Raw genomic sequence first — 22,085 nt, 5'->3', positions numbered from 1 at the left:
CGGGCATGCCGAGCCATAGCGAGGCACCGAGTGTTGGGGCGAAGACTTTTTGGTTACTTTTGTGTCTTTACAAAAGTGACCCGCCGTAAGGGCGGAACCCTAAGTAGCCGTTACCGCAGCAACGGATATGTACTCCCACCACCCCACTGCAGCGATGCGGGCAACTCGGTATCACTGCCAGCTCGCGGTGATGCAATCGCAGGCTAGCCAGCTCCCACATTCAGCTCGTGGTGCATCTATTGAATATCTGCCAGTCAAACCACATCCACACCCACATGAATCGCATCATGGCGCCAGAACTCCAGGTCGCAGTCGATCAGGCGCTCATGCTGGTCATAGTTAACCCGGGCGATCCGCAAGCCGGGGCTGCCCACCGACACACGCAATGCGGCGGCGGCCTCCACCGGCAGTGAAGTCGGCACAATCTCGAAACGCACGCGGCCGTAATGCAGGTCGTATTTGCGTGCATACAACTCGGTCATCGACTGGTTCAGGTCGCACGCCAGAATCCCCGGAAAATACTGCGGGTTCAGGTAATGCTCCACATACAGCACCAAGCGCCCATCGATCCGCCGGCCCCGGCAGATCTGGATCACGCTCGACAACGCCGGCAACTGCAACCACGCACACACCGCCGCCGACGCCGGTTGCAGCCGCGCCGAAATCACTTCGGTCGAAGCTACGCGCCCTTGTTCACTGACCATCGCGTGAAAGTGGCTGCGTTGCATCAGGTTATAAGCCAGGCGCGGCGGCGAGACGAACCAGCCACGTCGTTCCTCGCGATAGATCTGGCCCTGGGCCTCCAGTTGTAACAAGGCTTCCCGCACGGTAATGCGGGTGGTACCAAACAACTCGCTGAGTTTGCGCTCGGCAGGCAATTTACTCGCAGGCGGCAACAGCCCGTGGACGATCTGCTCTTGCAGTGCCAGGCCGATGGATGTCACCGCTTTGATTGCCTCATCACGCATCAACGTTACCTATCTGGACTAGACCAGCACCGTTCAGGTGCATAAACCGTGCTGTATTCGGGCGTCTGCCGTTACCTGCCAGCCTAGGCATTACAGATGACCGACAGATGACAGTCCGTGCCGCGGCTTCACTCCACACCCTGCAATACATCGGCCAAGTCCAGGGTCTGCGGGCACTTGGGCATGGTCTACGCTGAGTCTGACGTCAGCGACATAAACGCTTTAAAAACGACATCGACATGAAACTGTCATCCACCGAGCCTAAATTGGCTCAGGTATTGCTGACCTAGACCAACACCATCGCAATCGTTCGTAAAAACGCAGCGTTGAAAACGCCCAAAGGAGCTTCGGATGAAACAGCTTTTCCTGGCATCACTGTTAGGCTCGACCATTGCCATGTGCACCGCCGCCATGGCTGCTGATACCGATCTAAAAACGCTCGAAGCCGCCGCGAAATCGGAAGGCGCCGTCAACAGCGTCGGCATGCCCGATGACTGGGCCAACTGGAAAGGCACTTGGGACGACCTGGCCAAGACCTATGGCCTCAAGCACATCGACACCGACATGAGCTCGGCCCAGGAAATCGCCAAGTTCGCCGCCGAAAAAGACAACGCCAGCGCCGATATCGGTGACGTCGGCGCCGCTTTCGGCCCGATTGCGGTGAAACAGGGCGTGGCACAGCCGTACAAACCGACCACTTGGGCACAAGTGCCGGATTGGGCCAAAGATAAGGACGGCAACTGGGCCCTGGCCTACACCGGCACCATCGCCTTTATCGTCAACAAAAAACTGCTGCACGGCTCTGAAGCCCCAAAAAGCTGGGCTGACCTGAAAACCGGTAAATACAAAGTCTCTATTGGTGATGTGAGCACCGCCGCCCAAGCCGCCAATGGCGTGCTGGCTGCCGCCCTGGCCAACGGTGGCGACGAGAAAAACATCCAGCCTGCGCTGCTGATGTTTGCCGAGATCGCCAAGCAAGGTCGCCTGTCGCTGGCGAATCCGACCATCGCCACCATGGAAAAAGGCGAAGTCGAAGTGGGCGTGGTCTGGGACTTCAACGGCCTGAGCTACAAAGCCAAGATGGCTAACCCGGATGACTACGTGGTGCTGATCCCGTCGGACGGCTCGGTGATTTCCGGCTACACCACCATCATCAACAAATACGCCAAGCACCCGAACGCCGCCAAGCTGACCCGCGAGTACATCTTCAGCGACGCAGGCCAGACCAACCTGGCACGCGGCAATGCACGTCCGATCCGTGCCGAGCACCTGACCTTGCCGGCCGATGTACAGGCCAAGCTGCTGCCGAACGAGCAGTACAAGAAAGTCACGCCGATCAAAGATGCCGACGCGTGGGAGAAAACCTCCAAGGCACTGCCGCAGAAGTGGCAGGAAGAAGTCATCATCAATATGCAGTAAGGCTCCCGGGTCTCATTTAGACCCAGAGCTGTGAAAGCGGTCAGTGTGGGAGCTGGCTCCCACACAAGCCCGCTCCCACAGTTTTGACCCCGTTCCCCAAATGAAATTGAGTCAAGCCTATCGTCGCGGAGCGTCTCCCTCTATGAAGCACAACGTCATCCTTGTGGTGCTCGACGGCCTGAACTACGAGGTTGCCCGACATGCCATGGGGCATCTCCAGGCCTATATCGGCGCAGGACGCGCAGCGCTTTACAAACTGGAATGCGAACTGCCGGCCCTGTCCCGGCCCTTGTATGAATGCATCCTCACCGGCGTGCCCCCGATCGACAGCGGCATTGTCCACAACCATGTCTCACGCTTGTCCAACCAGCGCAGCATTTTCCATTACGCCACCGATGCGGGTCTCACCACCGCGGCGGCGGCTTACCACTGGGTCAGCGAGTTGTATAACCGCACGCCCTTTGAAGCCGCGCGTGATCGTCATACCGACGACAAGGCGCTGGCGATCCAGCACGGGCATTTCTACTGGAATGACCACTACCCCGATTCCCACCTGTTCGCCGATGCCGAAAGCCTGCGGCTCAAGCACGCGCCGAACTTCCTGGTGGTGCACCCGATGAACATCGACGACGCTGGCCACAAGCACGGCCTGGACACCGCGCAATACCGCAACAGCGCGCGCTCGGCCGATATCATCCTCGCCGACTACCTGCAAGGCTGGCTCAACGCTGGCTACCAGGTGCTGGTGACCGCCGACCACGGCATGAACAACGACCGCTCCCATAACGGTTTGCTGCCGGAAGAACGCGAAGTGCCGTTGTTCGTACTGGGCTCGGCCTTCACCTTCGACCCTGGCGCCATCCCGAAGCAAACCGACCTGTGCGGCACCGTCTGCGAACTGCTCGGCGTGCCCCACGACAAACCTGTATGCCGGGAGCTACTGAAGTGAACGCCATAACCCGTGGCAAATGGCTGGCGATCCTGTGCCTGGTGCCGTTTGCGCTGTTCTTTATCGTGTTTGAAATCGCCCCGCTGCTGTGGGTGATGATCAACAGCCTGCAGTCGGAAGAGTTCGGCTGGGGCCTGGCCAACTTCACCAAGATCTTCAGTTCGAAGTTCTACCTGCAAGCCATCCAGTACAGCCTGGAGATCAGTTTCTACTCCAGCGTGTTCGGGATCATCATCTCGGTGCTCGGCAGCTACTCGTTGCGCCGCGTGGATGGCCCACTGCGTAACTTCGTGACGGCCTTCGCCAACATGACCAGCAACTTTGCCGGCGTGCCCCTGGCCTTCGCCTTCATCATTTTGCTGGGCTTTAACGGCAGCATCACGATCATGCTCAAGCAGGCGGGGATCATTCAGGACTTCAACCTGTACTCCAAAACTGGCCTGATCATTCTGTACACCTACTTCCAGATTCCACTGGGCGTGCTGCTGCTCTACCCGGCCTTCGATGCCTTGCGCGAAGACTGGCGCGAATCGGCCTCGTTGCTCGGCGCCAGCGGTTGGCAGTTCTGGCGCCACATCGGCCTGCCGGTGCTCACTCCGGCCCTGCTGGGCACTTTCGTGATCCTGCTGGCCAACGCCCTCGGCGCCTATGCCACGGTGTATGCATTGACCACCGGCAATTTCAACGTGCTGCCCATTCGTATCGCGGCAATGGTTTCCGGCGACATCTCCCTGGACCCGAACATGGCCAGCGCCCTGGCCGTGGTGCTGGTGGCACTGATGACGGTGGTCACCGTCGTCCATCAACTGCTGCTCAAGAGGAGCTACCATGTCTCGCGCTGAAGCCGGCTCGGCCTCCGTCTACCATCGGGTAGTGGTGTACCTGTTATTTGCGATCCTGGTGTTGCCGCTGGTGGGCACCTTTGTCTACTCCATTGCCAGCAGCTGGTCGGCCACCATCCTGCCCGCCGGGTTTACCCTGAAGTGGTACGTGCAGTTGTGGAGTGACCCGCGCTTTCTGGCCGCCTTCGGTCAGTCGCTGTTGGTGTGCGTGGGTGCGCTGGTGTTATCGGTGGTGCTGATTCTGCCGCTGCTGTTCGTGGTGCATTATCACTTTCCCAAGCTCGACGCGCTGATGAACATCTTGATCCTGCTGCCCTTCGCGGTGCCGCCGGTGGTGTCATCGGTGGGCTTGTTGCAACTCTACGGCTCCGGGCCATTTGCGATGGTGGGCACGCCGTGGATCCTGATCGGCTGCTACTTCACCGTGGCCTTGCCGTTCATGTACCGCGCGATCACCAACAACCTGCAAGCGATCAACCTGCGCGACCTGATGGACGCCTCGCAGTTGCTGGGTGCCAGCACCTGGCAGGCGGCGATTTTTGTCGTGCTGCCGAACCTGCGCAAAGGCCTGATGGTGGCGCTGCTGCTGTCGTTCTCGTTCCTGTTCGGTGAGTTCGTGTTCGCCAACATCCTGGTCGGCACTCGCTACGAAACCCTGCAGGTGTACCTGAACAACATGCGCAACACGAGCGGCCACTTCACCAGTGCCATCGTCATCTCCTATTTCTTCTTTGTGCTGGTGCTGACCTGGGCCGCCAATATCTTGAACAAGGACAAAAGCCAATGAGCTTCGTCAGCGTCCAACACCTGCAAAAAGCCTACACCGGCACGCCGGTATTCAGTGATATCAACTGCGAAATCGCCAAGGGTGAATTCGTCACCCTGCTCGGCCCGTCGGGTTGCGGCAAGTCGACGCTGCTGCGGTGCATCGCCGGGTTGACCTCGGTGGACAGCGGCAAGATCCTGCTGGATGGCCAGGACATCGTGCCCTTGAGCCCGCAAAAACGTCACATCGGCATGGTGTTCCAGAGCTATGCGCTGTTCCCCAACATGACCGTGGAACAGAACGTCGCCTTCGGCCTGCGCATGCAAAAGGTCAACGCCGACGACAGCCACAAGCGCGTGCAGGAAGTGCTGCAACTGGTGGAACTCAAAGACCTCGCCGGCCGCTACCCGCACCAGATGTCCGGCGGCCAGTGCCAACGTGTGGCCCTCGCCCGCTCGCTGGTGACGCGCCCTCGCCTGTTGCTGCTGGATGAACCGCTGTCGGCGCTGGATGCACGGATTCGCAAGCACCTGCGCGAACAGATCCGCCAGATCCAGCGTGAGCTGGGCCTGACCACGATTTTCGTGACCCATGACCAGGAAGAAGCGCTGACCATGTCAGACCGTATTTTCCTCATGAACCAGGGCAAGATCGTACAAAGCGGTGATGCCGAGACCCTTTACACTGCGCCCGTGGATGTATTTGCCGCCGGTTTTATCGGCAACTACAACCTGCTCGACGCCGACAAGGCCAGCCAGTTGCTGCAACGGCCTATCAGCGGACGCATCGCGATTCGCCCGGAAGCCATCGAGCTGAGCCGCAGCGGTGAGCTCGACGCGCTGGTACGCAGCCACAGTTTGTTGGGCAACGTGATCCGCTATCGCATCGAAGCGCGTGGCGTGGAATTGGTGGTGGACGTGCTCAACCGCTCGGCCGACGACCTGCACCCGGATGGCCAGCGCCTGGCACTTTCCATCGACCCCAGTGCGTTGTGTGAAGTAGCCTGACACAACGATTGATTTGAGAGAGCGTGACCGATGGCATTGGTAATTTTTGATCTGGACGACACCTTGATCCACGGCGACTGCGCCACCTTGTGGAGCGAACAGATGGGCCGCCTGGGCTGGGTCGACCCGGAGTCGTTCATGCGCCAGAACGACGAACTGATGGCCGCCTACAGCCGTGGCGAGCTGGCCATGGAAGACTTCATGGACTTCAGCCTGGAGCCGATGATCGGGCGCACGCCGGAAGAGATCGAGCATCTGGTCGAACCGTGGGTGGAGGACGTTATCGAGCCGCTGATCTACAGCGACGCCACCAAGACCATCGCCCGCCACCGCGCGAAGGGTGACCGGATCCTGGTGATCTCGGCCTCGGGCACGCACCTGGTCACGCCGATTGCGGCACGTATCGGGATTGATGAAGTGCTGGGGATTGATCTGGAGATCAGTCATGGCGTGTACAGCGGCAAGACCGTGGGGGTACTGACTTACCGTGAAGGCAAGATCACACGGTTGCTGGCATGGTTGGAGCAGGAAGGTGAAAGCCTTGAAGGCGCGTATTTTTACTCGGATTCGCGCAATGACTTGCCGTTGTTGCTGAAGGTCGATCATCCGCAGGTGGTGAACCCGGATCCTGTGCTGCGCGAGCATGCTGAAAAGGCTGGCTGGCCGATTCACCATTGGGTTTGACCGTTTGAATTGAAAACCCAATCCACTGTGGGAGCTGGCTTGCCTGCGATAGCGGTGCATCAGATGAAACATTCTTCATTGATACACCGCTATCGCAGGCAAGCCAGCTCCCACAGTGGCTGTATTTCTGCTTGAGATCAGATCAGGGTCTCGTCTATCACCAACACCAACTTGCCGGAAATCCGGTTGGTCGCAAGCTCCGCAAACGCCGCCTCGGCATCCTTGATCGCAAAAGTCTTGGCCAGTTGCGGGCTCAAGCGCCCCTCAACAAACAGCGGCCACACATGCTGGCTCAAATCGCTGAACAGGTCTGCCTTGAACTGATCGCTGCGGCTGCGCAGGGTCGAACCCAGCAGCTGGATGCGCTTGCCCAGCACCTGTGCCAGGTCCAGTTGCGCATCACGGCCGCCCATCAAGCCGATCAACACCCAGCGCCCATCGAGGGCCAACAGCTTCAGATCCATCGCCGCATAATTGCCGCCGACCGGGTCGAGGATCACGTCGAACGGCCCGAAATCGCGCAGCCCTTCAAGGCCGTCGGTACGCACCACGCCGCCCTGGGCACCGAGTGCTTCGCAGTAAGCCAGGCGTTCTGCCGAGCCGACGCTGACCCAGCACGGGCTGCCGAATGCCTTGCACAGCTGGATCGCCGCCGAGCCCACGCCGCTGGCGCCGGCATGCAGCAAGACTTTTTCACCGGGCTTGAGGCCCGCCAACTGGAACAGATTCAGCCACGCAGTGCTGTACACCTCGGGCAACGCCGCCGCTTCGGTCAACGACAAACCTTCCGGCACCGGCAGCACATGACGGGCATCCACCACCACTTCTTCGGCCATGCCGCCCCCGGCCAGCAGCGCGCAAACGCGGTCGCCGACTTGCCAGGAAGACCCCGCGCCCACTTCGCTGATGACCCCGGAACACTCCAGGCCCAGCACTTGGCTGGCGCCAGGAGGTGGCGGATAGAGCCCCGCACGTTGTAATAAATCGGCGCGATTAAGGCCCGCGGCCGCTACACGAATGCGAACTTGGCCTACATCGCAGGTAGGACTGGGTTCTTCCATCCACTCCACATGACCTTCAACGCCTTGCAATGCTTTCACAGTGCCTCCATAGTGAGTCTGGACTGAGCCCGTAGCTGTAGCGCCGGGCTTTTTTGCATTATGCGACCGGATCATATGGAACCGGCTCCCTCAAAGACGGCCTAATATGCGTTATCAATTGCCCCCGCGTCGAATCAGCATGAAGCATTTGTTCCCCAGTACCGCCCTCGCTTTTTTCATTGGTCTCGGCTTTGCGTCGATGTCGACCAATACGTTCGCAGCCAACAGCTGGGACAATCTTCAGCCTGATCGCGATGAGGTGATTGCCAGCCTTAACGTCGTCGAGTTGCTCAAGCGCCATCACTACAGCAAGCCGCCGCTGGACGACGCGCGCTCGGTGATCATCTACGACAGCTACCTCAAGCTGCTGGACCCGTCGCGCAGCTACTTCCTGGCCAGCGATATCGCTGAGTTCGACAAGTGGAAGACCCAGTTCGACGACTTCCTCAAGAGCGGGGACCTGCAGCCCGCGTTCACCATCTACAAGCGCTACCTGGATCGCGTCAAAGCGCGTCTGGACTTCGCCTTGGGTGAACTGAACAAAGGCGTCGACAAGCTCGACTTCACCCAGAAGGAAACCCTTCTGGTGGATCGCAAGGACGCGCCATGGCTGACCAGCACCGCCGCCCTCGACGACCTGTGGCGCAAACGCGTCAAGGACGAAGTGCTGCGCCTGAAGATCGCCGGCAAAGAGCCCAAGGCCATTCAAGAGCTGTTGACCAAGCGCTACAAGAATCAGCTGGCACGTCTGGATCAGACCCGTGCCGAAGATATCTTCCAGGCCTACATCAACACCTTCGCGATGTCCTACGACCCGCACACCAATTATCTGTCGCCAGATAACGCCGAAAATTTTGATATCAACATGAGTCTGTCGCTGGAAGGCATCGGTGCCGTCCTGCAAAGCGACAATGACCAGGTCAAGATCGTGCGTCTGGTGCCGGCAGGTCCGGCCGACAAGACCAAGCAGGTCGCACCGGCCGACAAGATCATCGGCGTCGCCCAGGGCGACAAAGAGATGGTCGACGTGGTCGGCTGGCGCTTGGACGAAGTGGTCAAGCTGATCCGTGGGCCGAAAGGCAGCGTGGTGCGCCTGGAAGTGATTCCGCACACCAATGCGCCGAACGACCAGACCAGCAAGATCGTGTCCATCACCCGTGAAGCGGTAAAACTCGAAGACCAGGCGGTGCAGAAGCAAGTCCTCAACCTCAAGCAGGATGGCAAGGACTACAAACTGGGCGTCGTGGTGATTCCTGCGTTCTACCTGGACTTCAAAGCGTTCCGCGCCGGTGACCCGGACTACAAGTCCACCACCCGTGACGTGAAGAAAATCCTCACCGAACTGCAGAAAGAGAAAGTCGACGGCGTGGTCATCGACCTGCGCAACAACGGCGGCGGTTCCCTGCAGGAAGCCACCGAGCTGACCAGCCTGTTTATCGACAAAGGCCCGACCGTGCTGGTTCGCAACGCGGACGGCCGTGTCGATGTGCTGGAAGACGAGAACCCGGGCGCGTTCTACAAAGGCCCGATGGCGTTGCTGGTCAACCGCCTCTCGGCCTCGGCTTCGGAGATTTTCGCCGGTGCCATGCAGGACTACCACCGCGCCCTGATCGTCGGCGGCCAGACCTTCGGTAAAGGCACCGTGCAGACCATTCAGCCGCTCAACCATGGCGAACTGAAGCTGACCATTGCCAAGTTCTACCGGGTTTCCGGGCAGAGCACCCAGCACCAGGGCGTATTGCCGGATGTGGATTTCCCGTCGATCATCGACACCAAGGAAATCGGCGAAAGCGCGCTGCCTGAGGCGATGCAGTGGGACACCATCCGCCCTGCGATCAAGCCGGCTTCGGACCCGTTCAAGCCGTACCTGACGCAGTTGAAGGCAGACCACGAGACCCGCTCCGCCAAGGATGCCGAGTTTGTGTTTATCCGCGACAAACTGGCCCTGGCCAAGAAGCTGATGGAAGAAAAAACCGTCAGTCTCAACGAAGTCGATCGTCGTGCGCAGCACACCAGCATCGAAAATCAGCAGCTCGTGCTGGAAAACGCCCGCCGCAAGGCCAAAGGCGAAGACCCGCTCAAAGAGCTGAAGAAAGAAGATGAAGATGCGCTGCCGGCCGAGCCGGAAAAAACCAAGCCGGAAGACGACGCCTATCTGTCCGAGACTGGCCGGGTGCTGCTGGACTACCTGAAAATCAGCAAGCAGGTGGCCAAGCAGTAAATGATGGCAATTTAATGTGAACGCTCCCTAGAGTGTCATCATATAGACATCATTCTGTCGTGAAATAAAGGGACCGCAGGCGTTAAGCCTGCGGTCCTTTTTTTTCGATCGAGATCGCCATGACCATGACCGAACAGCTGAATGCATTGGGCTCAATCCTGGCTCAAGGCAGTTTACACAGCCTGTTCCAACCGATCATTTGCCTGTCCGAACGGCGTATCCTCGGCTACGAAGCGCTCAGCCGTGGCCCATCCAACAGCCCCTTGCACTCCCCCGTCGCCCTGTTCAGTGTGGCCAGCCATGCCGGGCGCCTCAGCGAGCTGGAAATGGCCTGCCGCGAAAGTGCCTGCCGCCGCTTCAGCGAGCATAAGCTGCCGGGCAAGCTGTTCCTGAATATCTCGCCGGAGTCCTTGATGGAGACGGCGCATCAACCGGGCCGCACCTTGCAGTTGTTGCGCGACTTCGGCATCCCCCCAAGCCAGGTGGTGATCGAACTCACCGAGCAAACGCCCACCGACGATTTCGACCTGCTGCAAACCGCGCTGCATCATTACCGCGACATGGGGTTTGCCATCGCCCTGGATGACTTGGGCGCCGGGTATTCCAGCCTGCGTCTGTGGTCGGAGCTGCGCCCGGACTACGTGAAAATCGACCGGCATTTTATCGACGGCATCCATCAGGATGCGCTCAAGCGCGAGTTCGTCGGTTCTATCCTGCAAATCGCCAAGGCATCCCGTGCCCAGGTGATTGCCGAAGGTATCGAGCTGCCGGAGGAGTTGGCGGTGTTGACGGAAATGGGCGTTGACTTGGTCCAGGGCTACCTGCTTTGCCGCCCCCAGGAACAACCGCCCCGGGAAGCGCGCCTGATGCTGCCCAAGCAGGACCACACCCACATCACCCTCAGCGAAGAAGGCAGCGACCTCAGCGCCTTGCTCAACGAACAACCGGCGGTGGATCAGGACACCGCTACCGCCCAGGTGCTCGAATCCTTCCGCCGTCAGGCCAACCTCAACTCCCTGGCCGTGCTGGATGGGCGCGGTCACCCGGTCGGCATCGTGCATCGGCATTCGCTGTCGGATGCGCTGCTCAAGCCGTTCGCCACCGACCTGTTCGCACGCAAACCCATCAGTCGCTTGATGAGCGATGACTTCCTGGCGGTGGAGTTGAGCCAATCCCTGCAACAGGTCAGCCGCCTGCTCACCAGCCGTGCGCGGCAACGGATCGAGGAAGACTTCATCATCACCCTCAACGGTGACTACCTGGGCCTGGGCCGGGTGATCGATGTGCTCAAGTTGATCACTGAGCTGAAGATCCAGCAGGCGCGTTATGCCAACCCGCTGACGCTGCTGCCGGGCAACGTGCCGATTCAGCAGTGCCTGACGCGGTTGCTGCAACAACAGCGCGAGTCGGTGATCTGCTACGTGGATATCGACAGCTTCAAGCCGTTCAACGATATCTACGGCTACGGGCGTGGGGATGAGGTGTTGTTGTGCCTGGCGCAGTGCCTGAACGATCGGGTCGACCCCAGCCGCGACTTTGTCGGGCACATTGGCGGCGATGATTTTTTGCTGGTGCTGGGCCCGCAGGATTGGCGCAAGCGGCTCAACCAGTTACTGGATGACTTCCACACCCAATGCCGACGTTTCTACCGCGCCGAACACCTGGACGCTGGTTGTTTCGTGGCGTTGAACCGCCAGGGCGTGCGCCAGGAGTTCGCCTTGCTGTCATTGTCGATCGGCGTGGTGCATTTATATCCACAGGCCTTTGCACACCTGGATGCCAGCCAGCTGGCGGAGCTGGCCTCGCAAGCCAAGCACCACGCCAAAGACATTGCCGGTTACAGCATCCATGTGATCGACAGCATGGACAGCCTGCACGCTTAGGCCTCGGCGGACTCCGGGTACTCGTACTCGAACACGCGCACCACTTCCGAAGCGTGCCAGGACGCAGCAGCCACACCGTCGGACGGCCCGCTGAACCGCCCCAGGCGCTCCACACATTCAAAGAAACCGGTACGCGGCAAGCGGCTGGCGCCCTGGCTGATCACCAGCGAGCTGCGCAAAGGCTGCTCGGCCTTGGCGTCCAGCGCGGCCAGGTGCTCAAGGGCAGCGGCCAGGGTTTGCATTGCCGGCGTGGGAAATTGCAGGCGCTCCAGCAGCGCGCGGTAGGTGAGCAAATGGCGCTGCCGGCGTGCCTGGTCCAGTTCGTTGAGTAACCCATCCCAGTGTTGACGACTGATTCGAAGACTCAAGATTCATCCCTCCAACCTGCAACGCCCAATTCCCAGGCCAGGCTGCGGCGGATGGCGGCATCCGGCTGGCGTTCACCACTTTCAATCAATCCGAGGTACGAAGGGCTGATGCCCACGGTGCGGGCCAGGCTTTCAATGGCCAAGCCCTTGGCCTCACGCAGGCCGCGCAAGTCCGCGAGCGGGCGCAAGGCCTGATCGGGCGTGACTTGAGCGGTAGAAGAAGGAGTGGCGACAGGCTGTTGCTGACCGGCAGCTTTTAGTAGCGCTTGGTACTGGTCCCATGGCAACACCGCATACTCGGGTGCGCCATCGCGTGAAATTATCTGAATATCCATGACTGCCCCGTAGGATAACAACACTTACTAAGTAAGTTCTTTCCTTAGAAGTGTAATCCTAACAGCCACAAAGGTCGCAGGGGGATATAAGCGCGTTCAGTTTTTTTGCGGGTTCTCCTGGGCCAGCAGCCCAGGCGTCGCAGGCAGCCGCTCAACCACCGCGAGTTTTTCCGGGCGCTGGGCGTCGCGCCAGGCGCGAAAGGCGCTCAGTTCGCCATCCAGGGTCTTCATGACCCATGCCAGCACGGCAATGTCATCGAGCATGCCGAACATCGGGATAAAGTCCGGGATCGCGTCAATCGGGCTGAGGAAGTACATCAGCCCCGCCACTACCGAGATCAGCGCCTTGGGGCTGATGGCCCGGTACTCACCGCGCCAGTAAGCCAGGCACAAGGCCTGGAGCAATTTGAGATCATCCTTGAGTTTACCCAGCCGGTTGCCCTGGCTTGAGCCTTTGGCGGCCACGGCAAACAGCAGGGTTGGCAACCGGCCACGGCCGAGCAAGCGTGCGGCCATGGGTAGGAAGCGGGTGAAGTTGAAGGGTGGTTTCATCGGTCACTCCAGTTCCAGGCGACATAAAAGGTTATCCACACAAATTGTGGATAACCTTGTGAACAGAGCCTGTTTTATCGGCTGAAAGCCACGGGCTACAAGGCTTGCAGTCAGATCGGGCGTTTTTTGCGCACATAAAAAAAACCCAAGAATTCATTGACTTGGCATTGATGTGCGGCTACCCGTGCTCGACTCTTATGTCAGACTGTTACAGGTTGGGGATGTTCGATTGGATTTGCAAAGGCACAGATCTGCAAACGCCAGAAACAACAACGCCCCGTAAAAACGGGGCGTTGTGTGTTCAGGTGCCGATTACTTCTTGGCAGCTGGCGCCGCAGGTGCGTCAGGGGCTTCAGCCTTGGCTGGGTCCTTGATGGCCAGCAGCTCCAGGTCGAAAACCAGCACGGAGTTGGCTGGAATCGCCGGGCTCGGGCTCTGCGCGCCGTAGGCCAGGTCGGACGGGATGTACAACTCGACCTTCTCGCCTACGTGCATCAGTTGCAGGCCTTCGACCCAACCCGGGATCACGCCGCTGACCGGCAGGTCAATCGGGCTGCCGCGATCTACGGAGCTGTCAAAGGTGGTGCCGTTGGTGAGCTTGCCGGTGTAGTGAACAGTCACTACGTCGGTCGGCTTGGGCTGAGCGCCGTCGGCCTTCTTCACGATCTTGTATTGCAGACCGGAAGCGGTGGTGACTACGCCGTCTTTCTTGGCGTTGTCTTCGAGGAATTTCTTGCCGGCGGCTGCCGACTCTTCGCTCATTTTGGTCATGCGTTCTTCAGCACGTTTTTGCAGTGCGGCAAACGCTTCAACCAGCTCGTCGTCTTTGAGCTTCTGTTCTTTCTTGCCGACGGCATCTTCGATGCCTTGGGCTACCGCTTTGGAGTCCAGGTCATCCATGCCTTCTTGAGCAAGGCTTTTGCCCATGTTCAGGCCGATGCCGTAGGAAGCTTTCTGCGCCGGGGTTTTCAGCTCTACGCTGGTCTGCGAATCACAACCCGCAAGTACCAGGCTAACCAGGGCCACCGCCGCCGCCAACCGATGCTGTTTCATGCTATTTCCTTGTTCGTGCGCCAAAAGGGCATTCGAGTAAAGTCGCGAGCTTATCAGGCGGCCACGACCAATGGCTACCGGCATCTGAGCAGGAAACTTCTGATAAGTTCACGTGTTTAAAAGCATTTTCATTCATTATAGGGGCCCGCGAAGGATCGCGGGACCATTCGCAACCAGGCTGCTGGCCACTTGCCGCACCCGTGATGCAATGGCATAAGAACGCTACAACTCGACAAGGCCGAGACAAGGATAGCCATCTTGCGCATTTTTTCCCGTGTTTTACTCCTGATATTGCTCGCCCTGGGCCTGCTGCTGGCCGTGGTGCTCTATTACACCCTCAACCCAAAGCTGCCGGATTACGTGCCCGTAGAGCAAGTACACTATCAGGAACAATGGAGCGAGGCCGATCGCCAGACCTACTACTTCACGCCCCAGGGCACCCAAGTAAAAGGCCTGCATTACGACTGGTTCACCGCCCTCGAACTGCCGTTTTCGGACCAACGTTTTGCCACGCTCGACTACCTCGCACGCTTCGGTTTTCTGGTCGATCCCAAGCAAGTGCCCAGCGCACAAAACCCCGGCAACCTGCCCGTAGGCTTCGCCCGGCACCAGAACGCCGACAGCAAGGTGCAATACCTGGACATCACCTGCGCCGCCTGCCACACCGGCGAGCTGCATTTCAAAAACCAGGCGCTGCGCATCGACGGCGGCTCGGCCCAGCATGTGCTGCCGTCCAGCGTACCGACCTTGCGCGGTGGCAGTTTCGGCCAGGCCTTGGTGGCCAGCCTTGCCGCCACCTACTATTTGCCCTGGAAGTTCGATCGCTTCGCCCACAACGTGCTCGGTCAAGACTATGACGACCACAGCAAGCAACAACTGCGTCAGGACTTCAAACAGTCGCTGAACCAGTTCCTTAAAGTCGCCTGGAACGACACACACCGTGGCCTCTACCCCACCGAAGAAGGCCCGGGCCGCACTGACGCCTTTGGTCGCATCGCCAATGCCAGCTTTGGTGACGCCATTTCGCCGGACAACTACCGTGTCGCCAATGCGCCGGTGGACTACCCGCATCTGTGGGATATCTGGACCTTCGACTGGGTGCAATGGAACGGTTCGGCCCAGCAACCCATGGCGCGCAATATCGGTGAAGCCCTCGGTGTCGGCGCGACGCTGGATTTCTTCGACAGTGCCGGCCAGCCACTTCAAGGCGCTGCCCGCTATCCCTCAAGCGTGCGCGTGCGCGACCTCAACCTGATCGAAGAAACCCTGCAACGCCTCAAGCCGCCCACCTGGCCGCAAGACCTGTTCGGCGCCGTCGACAAACCCCTCGCCGCCCAAGGCCGCGCGCTGTTTGCCGAGAACTGCGCCGGCTGCCATGTGCCCACCGTCAGCCAGATCAATGGCCGCCCGGTGCAACAACTGAAAATGCTGCCTGTGGAGTACATCGGCACCGACCCCGGCACCGCCAGCAACATCGCCGACCAGCGCTACGACCTCAGCGCGCTGCAATGGGACCCGGCAGAACTGGCCAAGCTCAACGTCGAGCTGCACCCCACGCCGACCGCAGCGCTGGACCTGCACAAAATGTCCGTGGCCCAAGGCCTGGCCTACGTCACCGCCTTTGTCGAAGACCACGCCTATCGCGCCGCTGGCGTGACTCCAGCCGAGCGGCCGAGCCTGGACGGGTTCGGCTTGCCCATCGGCGTGCGCGAGCTGCGTGCCTACAAGGCGCGCCCCCTGGCCGGCGTATGGGCCACGCCACCGTTCCTGCACAACGGCTCGGTGCCGACCATCTACCAACTGCTCTCGCCCCAGGATGAGCGCAGCACTACCTTCTATAAAGGCACGTTCGCCTACGACCCGCGCCACTTGGGCTTTGAGACCGGCGCATTCAAGAACGCCTTCCTGTTCGACACCTCAATCACCGGCAACCACAACAGCGGCCATGAATTCCGTGACGGCAAGCGTGGCAATGGCGTGATCGGCCGTGGCCTGCTGCCGCAGGAACGCTGGGCGCTGCTGGAATACCTCAAAGTGCTGGGCGGCCCGCTGGAGCAACAATTGCCATGATTATCCGATCGCAATACAAGGACCGTTCCATGCTCGCTCGTCTGTGGCTGCGCCTCGGCGCGTTTCTGGGTAAAACCCTGTTGTGGCTGGTGGGTCTTGGGCTGCTGGGCTGGCTGATCGCCACGGCCTGGTTCGCGTGGCGACACAGCGGCCCGGTCTCACCGAACGAGCAAATCCCGCCCGGTGAAGCGGCCATGAGCCAGGGCATCATCCAGACGGCGGTGCGCATCGTCGACCAGCACCGCGAAGGCACGCGCTACCTGCGTGACGCGCATGCCAAGGCCCACGGCTGCGTGAAGGCCGAAGTCAGCGTAATGGCGGATCTCGACCCGGCATTACGCCAAGGCGTGTTCGCCGAACCGGGCAAGACCTGGCAAGCGCTGATGCGCCTGTCCAACGGCAACGCTTACCCGCAATTCGACAGCATCCGCGATGCGCGAGGCATGGCCCTCAAACTGCTGGATGTACCGGGCAAACAGCTGATGGCGGACCAGCAGGCACGCACGGAACAGGATTTCGTGATGTTCAGCCATCCGAACTTTTTTGTCAGCGATGTCGCGGAGTATGCCCAGAACATCGGCGCCCAGGCTGACGGCAAAAAGGTGCTGGCGTTCTTCCCCAAGGCCGACCCGCGCAGTTGGCAAGTGCGTCACCTGTTTATCGCCCTGGCGACCCTGGCACCTGCGCCGGCCAGCCCGACGCAGACTACATACTTTTCGGTTTCGCCTTACAAGTTCGGCGCGGCGAATGCCAAGTTCCGTGTGGCGCCCGACCCGCAAAGCTGCCCGGAATATGTGTTGCCCAAGCAGAATCAGGACCTGCCAAATTTTCTGCGCAGCGCGTTGAACCAGCAACTGTCGACTGATCGCGTGCCGGCGTGTTTTGTGTTGCAGATTCAGCGGCAGAATCCGCAGAAGTTTATGCCGATTGAAGACACCAGTATCGAATGGAAGGAGAGTGATGCACAGTATGAAACCGTGGCCAAGGTGCGGATCCCTGCGCAAGATTTTGATACACCGGCGTTGAATCTTGCCTGTGACAACCAGTCGTTTAACCCCTGGTTCGGGTTGGAGGCGCATCGGCCGATTGGGGGGATCAATCGGTTGCGCAAGGCGGTGTATGAGGCGGTGAGCGACTATCGGCATAGCCGAAACTTATAATCAGGATAAAGCAGTTTAGGGTCCTACGTGGAAGAGCCCACCTTTCTACAGAAGGGTGGGCCGTTCGCTCACTTGAAAAAACATTGTAATACCCTGGCCGGGGTCAAGGTCAGGGTATTGTAGGATTCATATACACCTTAAATACCTATGGCATTTAAGATCAGGTCGCTCCTTTGGGCGCCATCAGCACGTAGCAAAAAGTCTGGGACTTTATCAGGAGCCGGCCCACTTTTATCAGCGCCCGACCACCCCTTCACCCAGGTGGACCCGTCTGCGTTTGTTTCGACTTCAAAGCGCATGTAAGGTGGGTAAGTCCAAAGATTACTCACATCCAGCTTATCCACTCCTGTTTTAAACCCAATTATTTTATCCTGGCGTGCTGGACTGCCATCCCACTCTTGCTCATAAACGACCGTATTTTCGCCTGTACCCAATGTGATAGTATTCGCCCCTGCGTTAGGATAGATCCTATTTGTACCCGATCCTGTTTTAACATCTTCAACTACCGTGCCGGGAGTAATAGAAACATTATCTTTGTAGCCCTTTACGCTGGAAAATTTGCCCGGCTTCAAATTGATAACTTGATCATTAGTATCAGCACTAGCGTCGAGGGTCTCGTGGCCAGCTACCCCACTTGAAATAGACAACGTCGCGCCCCAACCGTCCTTACCTAACTCATGCAACTCAAACGTCTTGTCTTTAACACTCGTATTTACTCCGAAGAGTTTCTCCAACTGCCCCTTGTCATCTATTTGCGGGCTGGTGACAGGCTTGCCCTTAAAATCATGACCCGTTGTGGTTTCTGACTGAGGGCTGAGTGCGCTGTAACCCAGGGAGTCACGCGTACCACCCTCTTCCACTGGCTTGGGGGGGGTTACACCCATGGCGTACAACAGCGCACGAGTCAGCGTGTTACCTCCTTTATTATAGCCATCGGGGAGTGAAATCGTTGGGTTCTCCTCTTCGTTCCCGTTAAAGTACACCTCGACAGGCTTACTCGAATCAGTTGGCGTGTAGCTCACCACATCACTATTTTGTGTTGTGTTTTGCTGAAAGGACCCGATCTTTATTTTTCCATCAGGGTTGGCTATATCACCCTTTTTGTGAAACGTCACATTTACATCATTAGTCATGAGGCCCATCTGCTGCCGCAGTTCCCTCTGCTGCGCCTCATTAGGTGCGTTGTAGCCTGTCATACCTAAACCGGAAAAATGCTCACCTTCCTCATCACCCATATCCACTTCAATATCAATTTTCCCATTGCCGTCTTTATCCTGCCAGCGCGCAGAGGCCAGTCCTCCGGTTCCGCCTACAAGAATATCGTTTCCACCCTGCGGCCTGACCGGGTTTGGCGATGGAATGGAACTAGCGACAACGTTATTAGAGGGCACAGTAATACTCATATAAATCACCTTTAGCTATTGGCCACAACCGATAAAATAACAGAACATACAGGCTAAGCATTCAATAACGGAAACACAAGACAACCAACAATGAGTAAATATTTCCAATTTTCCACTAAATAGAAGACCAAAATAAAAATAGCCAACAGCCAATATTAAATAAGCATATTCCTATATTACCGAGCGCCCAGGCTGTTTTTTCGATCGTTGCGCTTGAACCCACGTTCCTGGCTAACAGGCCCCTCGCCTGCCGGGTTGACACCGCCTAACCACAAGCAGCCTTCCTCGTTGAGCCCCCTTATCCGTAAAGAATCCGTATAAATCACCGCATCCCCATAACGATTACGTCGTCCCTATTGAGTAACTACCCCCCCACCCTCTACCGTCACTTCCTACCCCAAAACCCGTAGGAAGTCATCGTGGAAAGTTCAACTTTAGGCATGGTCGTCCTGTCAATGATTGCGCTCTTCGGTACCGCCGCGTTTTGCTTCGAGCACCTCGCCACCCGCGGCGAGAAGAAAAAGAAAGCCAAATAAGCCGATCAGCGAAATCAGCAGAACCCCAAACGTTCAAGGGATACCCCACCACCGGGCTATCCCTTGTTTTCGTGCGCCCGGCAAAAAACCTTCTCTATACCGTCTTAATACCGCCCCCCGTAATCAGTGCCCGAGCTTGATACGCGAGCGCATAACCTCCCCGGCTTATTCAACAAGGGGAGTTACACCGTGCTCACACTGACCTTCATCTATGTTGCCAGCGGTTTATGCGCCGTCGGCCTGTTCGCTTACTTGGGCTACGCCCTCATTCGCGCCGAAAAATTCTAGGGAGCCCGCCATGTACGACGTGATGTTTATGGGCCTCTCCCTGGTGTTCTTTAGTGCGACTGCCATGGCCATAGTCGCCATGGGCAAGATTTGAACGGAGCCACGACATGTTAAGCACTTTGCTGGAATTTGCGCTGGTCCTGGGGTTGATGACTGCGCTCGCCGTGCTGATGGGCAAGTGGCTGACCCGGGTCTTTACCGGGAACCGCCATGCCTGGCCGGAACGTTTTACCTATCGCCTTCTGGGCATCAACCCGCTGGAAACCATGGGCTGGGCCCGCTATGGTTCAGCGCTGGTGCTGTCGAACGCGGCGATGATGCTGCTCGGCTATGTCGTCCTGCGCCTGCAGGCGGTCATGCCGATCAACCCGCTGGGGCTGGCCGCGCAAACCCCGGACCTGGCATTCAACACCGCCGCGTCCTTTATTACCAACACCAACTGGCAGGCGTACTCGGGTGAAACCAGCCTGTCGAACTTCAGCCAGATGGCGGTCATTACCTTTCTGATGTTTGTCGGCGCCACGTCCGGCGTGGTCGCGGCGGCGGGTTTCATTCGCGGCTTGAGTCGCTCAAGCTCGGCGGATATCGGCAACTTCTGGGTCGACTTCACCCGCACGCTTTACCGGGTGATGCTGCCACTCTGCGTGGGCATGGCGTTGGTGTATGTGTGGCAAGGCATGCCGCAAACCTTCGCTTCCCAAGCCTTGGCTACGACGCTTGAGGGCGCACAACAACAGTTGATCGTTGGCGCAGTCGCAAGCTTTGAATCGATCAAACATATCGGTACCAACGGCGGCGGCTTCTTCAGCATGAACGCCGCTCACCCGTTCGAAAACCCGACGCCGCTGACCAACATTTTGCACATCCTCAGCATGTTGCTGATCCCGTCAGCGCTGACCTACACCTTCGGCAGCATGCTGCTGCAACGTCGCCAGGGCTGGGTGTTCTTCGGCACGTTTCTGGTGATGTTCATCGGCTTCCTCGCGCTGGTGTATGGCGCCGAGCAAACCGGCAACCCGCTGCTGACCCAGGCCGGCGCCAACCAGACGCTGTCGATTGAGCAAAGTGGCGGCAACATGGAAGGCAAGGAACTGCGCTTCGGCATCGCCGACAGCAGCTTGTTTATCGCCACCACCACCGCCGCCACTACCGGCTCGGTGAATGCCATGCACGACTCGCTGACGCCCATGGGCGGCTTCGTGCCACTGGCGCAGATGATGCTCAACTGCGTGTTCGGTGGTGACGGCGTGGGCTTTATCAACCTGATCCAGTACGCGCTGCTCACGGTGTTCCTGGTGGGCATGATGATCGGCCGCAGCCCGGAATTTCTCGGCAAGAAAATCGAGGCCCGCGAGATGAAACTGGTGATGCTCTCAGTGCTCGCGCACCCCATCAGCATCCTCGGTTTCACCGCCCTCGCCGCCCTGTGGCCGGACACCCTGGCCAGCCTCAACAACCTGGGCCCCCACGGTTTCAGCGAGGTGCTCTACGCGTACACCTCCGGCACTGCCAACAACGGTTCGGCGTTCGCCGGGCTGAATGCCAACACGCCGTTTTTCAACACCACCATTGGTCTTGCGATGTTGATCGGGCGCTTCTTCACGATGCTGCCGATGCTCGCCGTGGCCGGCTCCCTGGCGATGAAAAAAACCGTGCCGGCCGGCGCCGGCACCATCCCCACTGCCACCCCGCTGTTCATGTTGCTGGTGGTGTTCGTGGTGCTGGTGGTCGGAGGCCTGACCTTCTTGCCCGCGCTCGCGCTTGGCCCGCTGGTGGAGCAACTGCAGTTGCTGTCCGGCCAGACCTACAACTAAGGACATGTTGATGACCACTCAATCGATCTTCAAAGGGCTGCTGCGCCCGGTGCTGGTGTCGGCGGTGTTTTTCATGCTGCTGACCGGGCTGGCTTACCCGGCGTTCACCACCGCGGCCGCGCAATTGCTGTTCCCGTTTCAGGCCCAGGGCTCGCTGATTGAACGCGACGGGTTGGTGATTGGCTCTGCGCTGATCGGCCAGGATTTCACCAAGCCCGCGTACTTCCATGGGCGCCCAAGCATGACCCTCGGCGCCGACCCGCAAGACCCGAGCAAAAGCGTTTCGCAGCCATACAACGCAGGTTCCAGCGGCGCCAGCAACCTGGGCCCGACCAGCCAGAAACTGGTGGACCAGGTGGCGGCACGCGCCAAGGCCTATCGCCAGGACAACGGCCTGGCCGCCGATGCCCCGGTGCCGGTGGACGCGGTCACCGCGTCCGCGTCGGGCCTCGACCCGCACATCTCGGTAGCCAACGCCCGTCTGCAACTGGCGCGGGTCGCACGATTGCGGCATATCCCCGAAACCGACCTGCTGCAACTGCTCAACGACCACACCGCCGCACGCACCCTCGGCCTGCTCGGCGAGCCACGGGTGAATGTGCTGCAACTCAACTTGGCGCTGGATGCACGTCAGCCCTCTATTGCGGTCAGTGAGTAAGAGATTGCC

Annotated in this window: 20 protein-coding genes; 13 read left to right on the top strand and 7 right to left on the bottom strand. The window is 59.0% G+C overall.

Features of this window, described 5'->3' with window-relative positions; all coding sequences use genetic code 11:
- Window positions 1-254: 254 nt before the first annotated feature.
- Window positions 255-968 carry a UTRA domain-containing protein gene (locus PSH96_RS09855; protein WP_236373427.1) on the bottom strand — a complete coding sequence of 238 codons (714 nt, stop codon included), beginning with the start codon at window positions 966-968 and terminating at the stop codon, window positions 255-257.
- Between the two features lie 351 nt (window positions 969-1,319).
- Here PSH96_RS09855 and PSH96_RS09850 point away from each other — a divergent pair, with 351 nt between their 5' ends.
- The 6 genes from PSH96_RS09850 to PSH96_RS09825 all read left to right on the top strand — a co-directional run bounded on the left by PSH96_RS09850 (window position 1,320) and on the right by PSH96_RS09825 (window position 6,635).
- Window positions 1,320-2,387, top strand: coding sequence for an ABC transporter substrate-binding protein (locus PSH96_RS09850; RefSeq protein WP_056859668.1), 1,068 nt, complete (start codon window positions 1,320-1,322; stop codon window positions 2,385-2,387).
- 142 nt (window positions 2,388-2,529) lie between these two features.
- The gene (locus PSH96_RS09845) at window positions 2,530-3,336 is read left to right on the top strand and encodes an alkaline phosphatase family protein (protein WP_305458864.1); all 807 of its coding nucleotides are present in this window, start codon (window positions 2,530-2,532) and stop codon (window positions 3,334-3,336) included.
- Window positions 3,315-4,178, top strand: coding sequence for an ABC transporter permease (locus PSH96_RS09840; protein ID WP_370694332.1), 864 nt, complete (start codon window positions 3,315-3,317; stop codon window positions 4,176-4,178). The genes PSH96_RS09845 and PSH96_RS09840 overlap by 22 nt, the downstream gene beginning before the upstream one ends.
- A complete protein-coding gene (locus tag PSH96_RS09835; protein WP_056859665.1) occupies window positions 4,165-4,965 on the top strand; it encodes an ABC transporter permease in 801 nt (266 codons plus the stop codon). Before PSH96_RS09840 ends, PSH96_RS09835 begins: the two co-directional genes overlap by 14 nt.
- Window positions 4,962-5,951 (top strand): ABC transporter ATP-binding protein, encoded by a 990-nt coding sequence (locus tag PSH96_RS09830; protein ID WP_056859664.1) that lies wholly within the window; start codon window positions 4,962-4,964, stop codon window positions 5,949-5,951. Before PSH96_RS09835 ends, PSH96_RS09830 begins: the two co-directional genes overlap by 4 nt.
- A 30-nt stretch (window positions 5,952-5,981) precedes the next feature.
- Window positions 5,982-6,635: an HAD family phosphatase gene (locus PSH96_RS09825; protein WP_056859663.1), complete on the top strand. Its 654-nt coding sequence runs from the start codon at window positions 5,982-5,984 to the stop codon at window positions 6,633-6,635.
- Window positions 6,636-6,772: 137 nt separating this feature from the next.
- Here the strand turns inward: PSH96_RS09825 and PSH96_RS09820 are convergent, their stop codons facing one another.
- Window positions 6,773-7,735 carry a zinc-binding dehydrogenase gene (locus tag PSH96_RS09820; RefSeq protein WP_305458859.1) on the bottom strand — a complete coding sequence of 321 codons (963 nt, stop codon included), beginning with the start codon at window positions 7,733-7,735 and terminating at the stop codon, window positions 6,773-6,775.
- A 106-nt stretch (window positions 7,736-7,841) separates the two neighbouring features.
- On the opposite strand from PSH96_RS09820, the gene PSH96_RS09815 reads away from it, so the two are divergent.
- Window positions 7,842-9,956 carry a carboxy terminal-processing peptidase gene (locus PSH96_RS09815; protein WP_056859661.1) on the top strand — a complete coding sequence of 705 codons (2,115 nt, stop codon included), beginning with the start codon at window positions 7,842-7,844 and terminating at the stop codon, window positions 9,954-9,956.
- Between the two features lie 119 nt (window positions 9,957-10,075).
- A complete protein-coding gene (locus PSH96_RS09810; protein WP_305458857.1) occupies window positions 10,076-11,839 on the top strand; it encodes a bifunctional diguanylate cyclase/phosphodiesterase in 1,764 nt (587 codons plus the stop codon).
- Here the strand turns inward: PSH96_RS09810 and PSH96_RS09805 are convergent.
- The 4 genes from PSH96_RS09805 to PSH96_RS09790 all read right to left on the bottom strand — a co-directional run bounded on the left by PSH96_RS09805 (window position 11,836) and on the right by PSH96_RS09790 (window position 14,147).
- Complete coding sequence (locus tag PSH96_RS09805; RefSeq protein WP_005786715.1) at window positions 11,836-12,207, bottom strand: hypothetical protein; 372 nt, start codon at window positions 12,205-12,207, stop codon at window positions 11,836-11,838. The two genes, PSH96_RS09810 and PSH96_RS09805, sit on opposite strands and share 4 nt — an antisense overlap.
- Window positions 12,204-12,542: a helix-turn-helix transcriptional regulator gene (locus tag PSH96_RS09800; RefSeq protein WP_056859659.1), complete on the bottom strand. Its 339-nt coding sequence runs from the start codon at window positions 12,540-12,542 to the stop codon at window positions 12,204-12,206. Before PSH96_RS09800 ends, PSH96_RS09805 begins: the two co-directional genes overlap by 4 nt.
- A gap of 96 nt (window positions 12,543-12,638) precedes the next feature.
- Window positions 12,639-13,094: a YkvA family protein gene (locus tag PSH96_RS09795; RefSeq protein WP_305458854.1), complete on the bottom strand. Its 456-nt coding sequence runs from the start codon at window positions 13,092-13,094 to the stop codon at window positions 12,639-12,641.
- A gap of 312 nt (window positions 13,095-13,406) precedes the next feature.
- Complete coding sequence (locus tag PSH96_RS09790; protein ID WP_017136377.1) at window positions 13,407-14,147, bottom strand: FKBP-type peptidyl-prolyl cis-trans isomerase; 741 nt, start codon at window positions 14,145-14,147, stop codon at window positions 13,407-13,409.
- Window positions 14,148-14,405: 258 nt separating this feature from the next.
- Between PSH96_RS09790 and PSH96_RS09785 the strand changes: the two genes are divergently transcribed.
- A complete protein-coding gene (locus tag PSH96_RS09785; protein WP_305458852.1) occupies window positions 14,406-16,217 on the top strand; it encodes a di-heme-cytochrome C peroxidase in 1,812 nt (603 codons plus the stop codon).
- A gap of 29 nt (window positions 16,218-16,246) precedes the next feature.
- Entirely contained in the window at window positions 16,247-17,377 is a 1,131-nt protein-coding gene (locus tag PSH96_RS09780; protein ID WP_370694331.1) for a catalase family protein, read from the top strand.
- A 137-nt stretch (window positions 17,378-17,514) separates the two neighbouring features.
- Here PSH96_RS09780 and PSH96_RS09775 read toward each other — a convergent pair whose 3' ends face one another.
- The gene (locus PSH96_RS09775) at window positions 17,515-18,780 is read right to left on the bottom strand and encodes a M10 family metallopeptidase C-terminal domain-containing protein (RefSeq protein ID WP_305458848.1); all 1,266 of its coding nucleotides are present in this window, start codon (window positions 18,778-18,780) and stop codon (window positions 17,515-17,517) included.
- A 725-nt stretch (window positions 18,781-19,505) separates the two neighbouring features.
- Here PSH96_RS09775 and kdpF point away from each other — a divergent pair.
- From kdpF to kdpC, 3 genes are all read left to right on the top strand, one after another.
- Window positions 19,506-19,604, top strand: coding sequence for a K(+)-transporting ATPase subunit F (gene kdpF / locus PSH96_RS09770; protein ID WP_053255293.1), 99 nt, complete (start codon window positions 19,506-19,508; stop codon window positions 19,602-19,604).
- 107 nt (window positions 19,605-19,711) lie between these two features.
- Window positions 19,712-21,418 (top strand): potassium-transporting ATPase subunit KdpA, encoded by a 1,707-nt coding sequence (gene kdpA / locus PSH96_RS09765; protein WP_305458846.1) that lies wholly within the window; start codon window positions 19,712-19,714, stop codon window positions 21,416-21,418.
- A 10-nt stretch (window positions 21,419-21,428) separates the two neighbouring features.
- The gene (kdpC, locus tag PSH96_RS09760) at window positions 21,429-22,076 is read left to right on the top strand and encodes a K(+)-transporting ATPase subunit C (protein ID WP_305458844.1); all 648 of its coding nucleotides are present in this window, start codon (window positions 21,429-21,431) and stop codon (window positions 22,074-22,076) included.
- The last annotated feature ends 9 nt before the right edge of the window (window positions 22,077-22,085 follow it).

The organism is Pseudomonas sp. FP2338 (genome assembly GCF_030687515.1).
Lineage (GTDB): Bacteria > Pseudomonadota > Gammaproteobacteria > Pseudomonadales > Pseudomonadaceae > Aquipseudomonas > Aquipseudomonas salomonii.
Note: the sequence above shows the minus strand (reverse complement) of the source record. Positions and strands in the feature narration are given on the sequence as shown.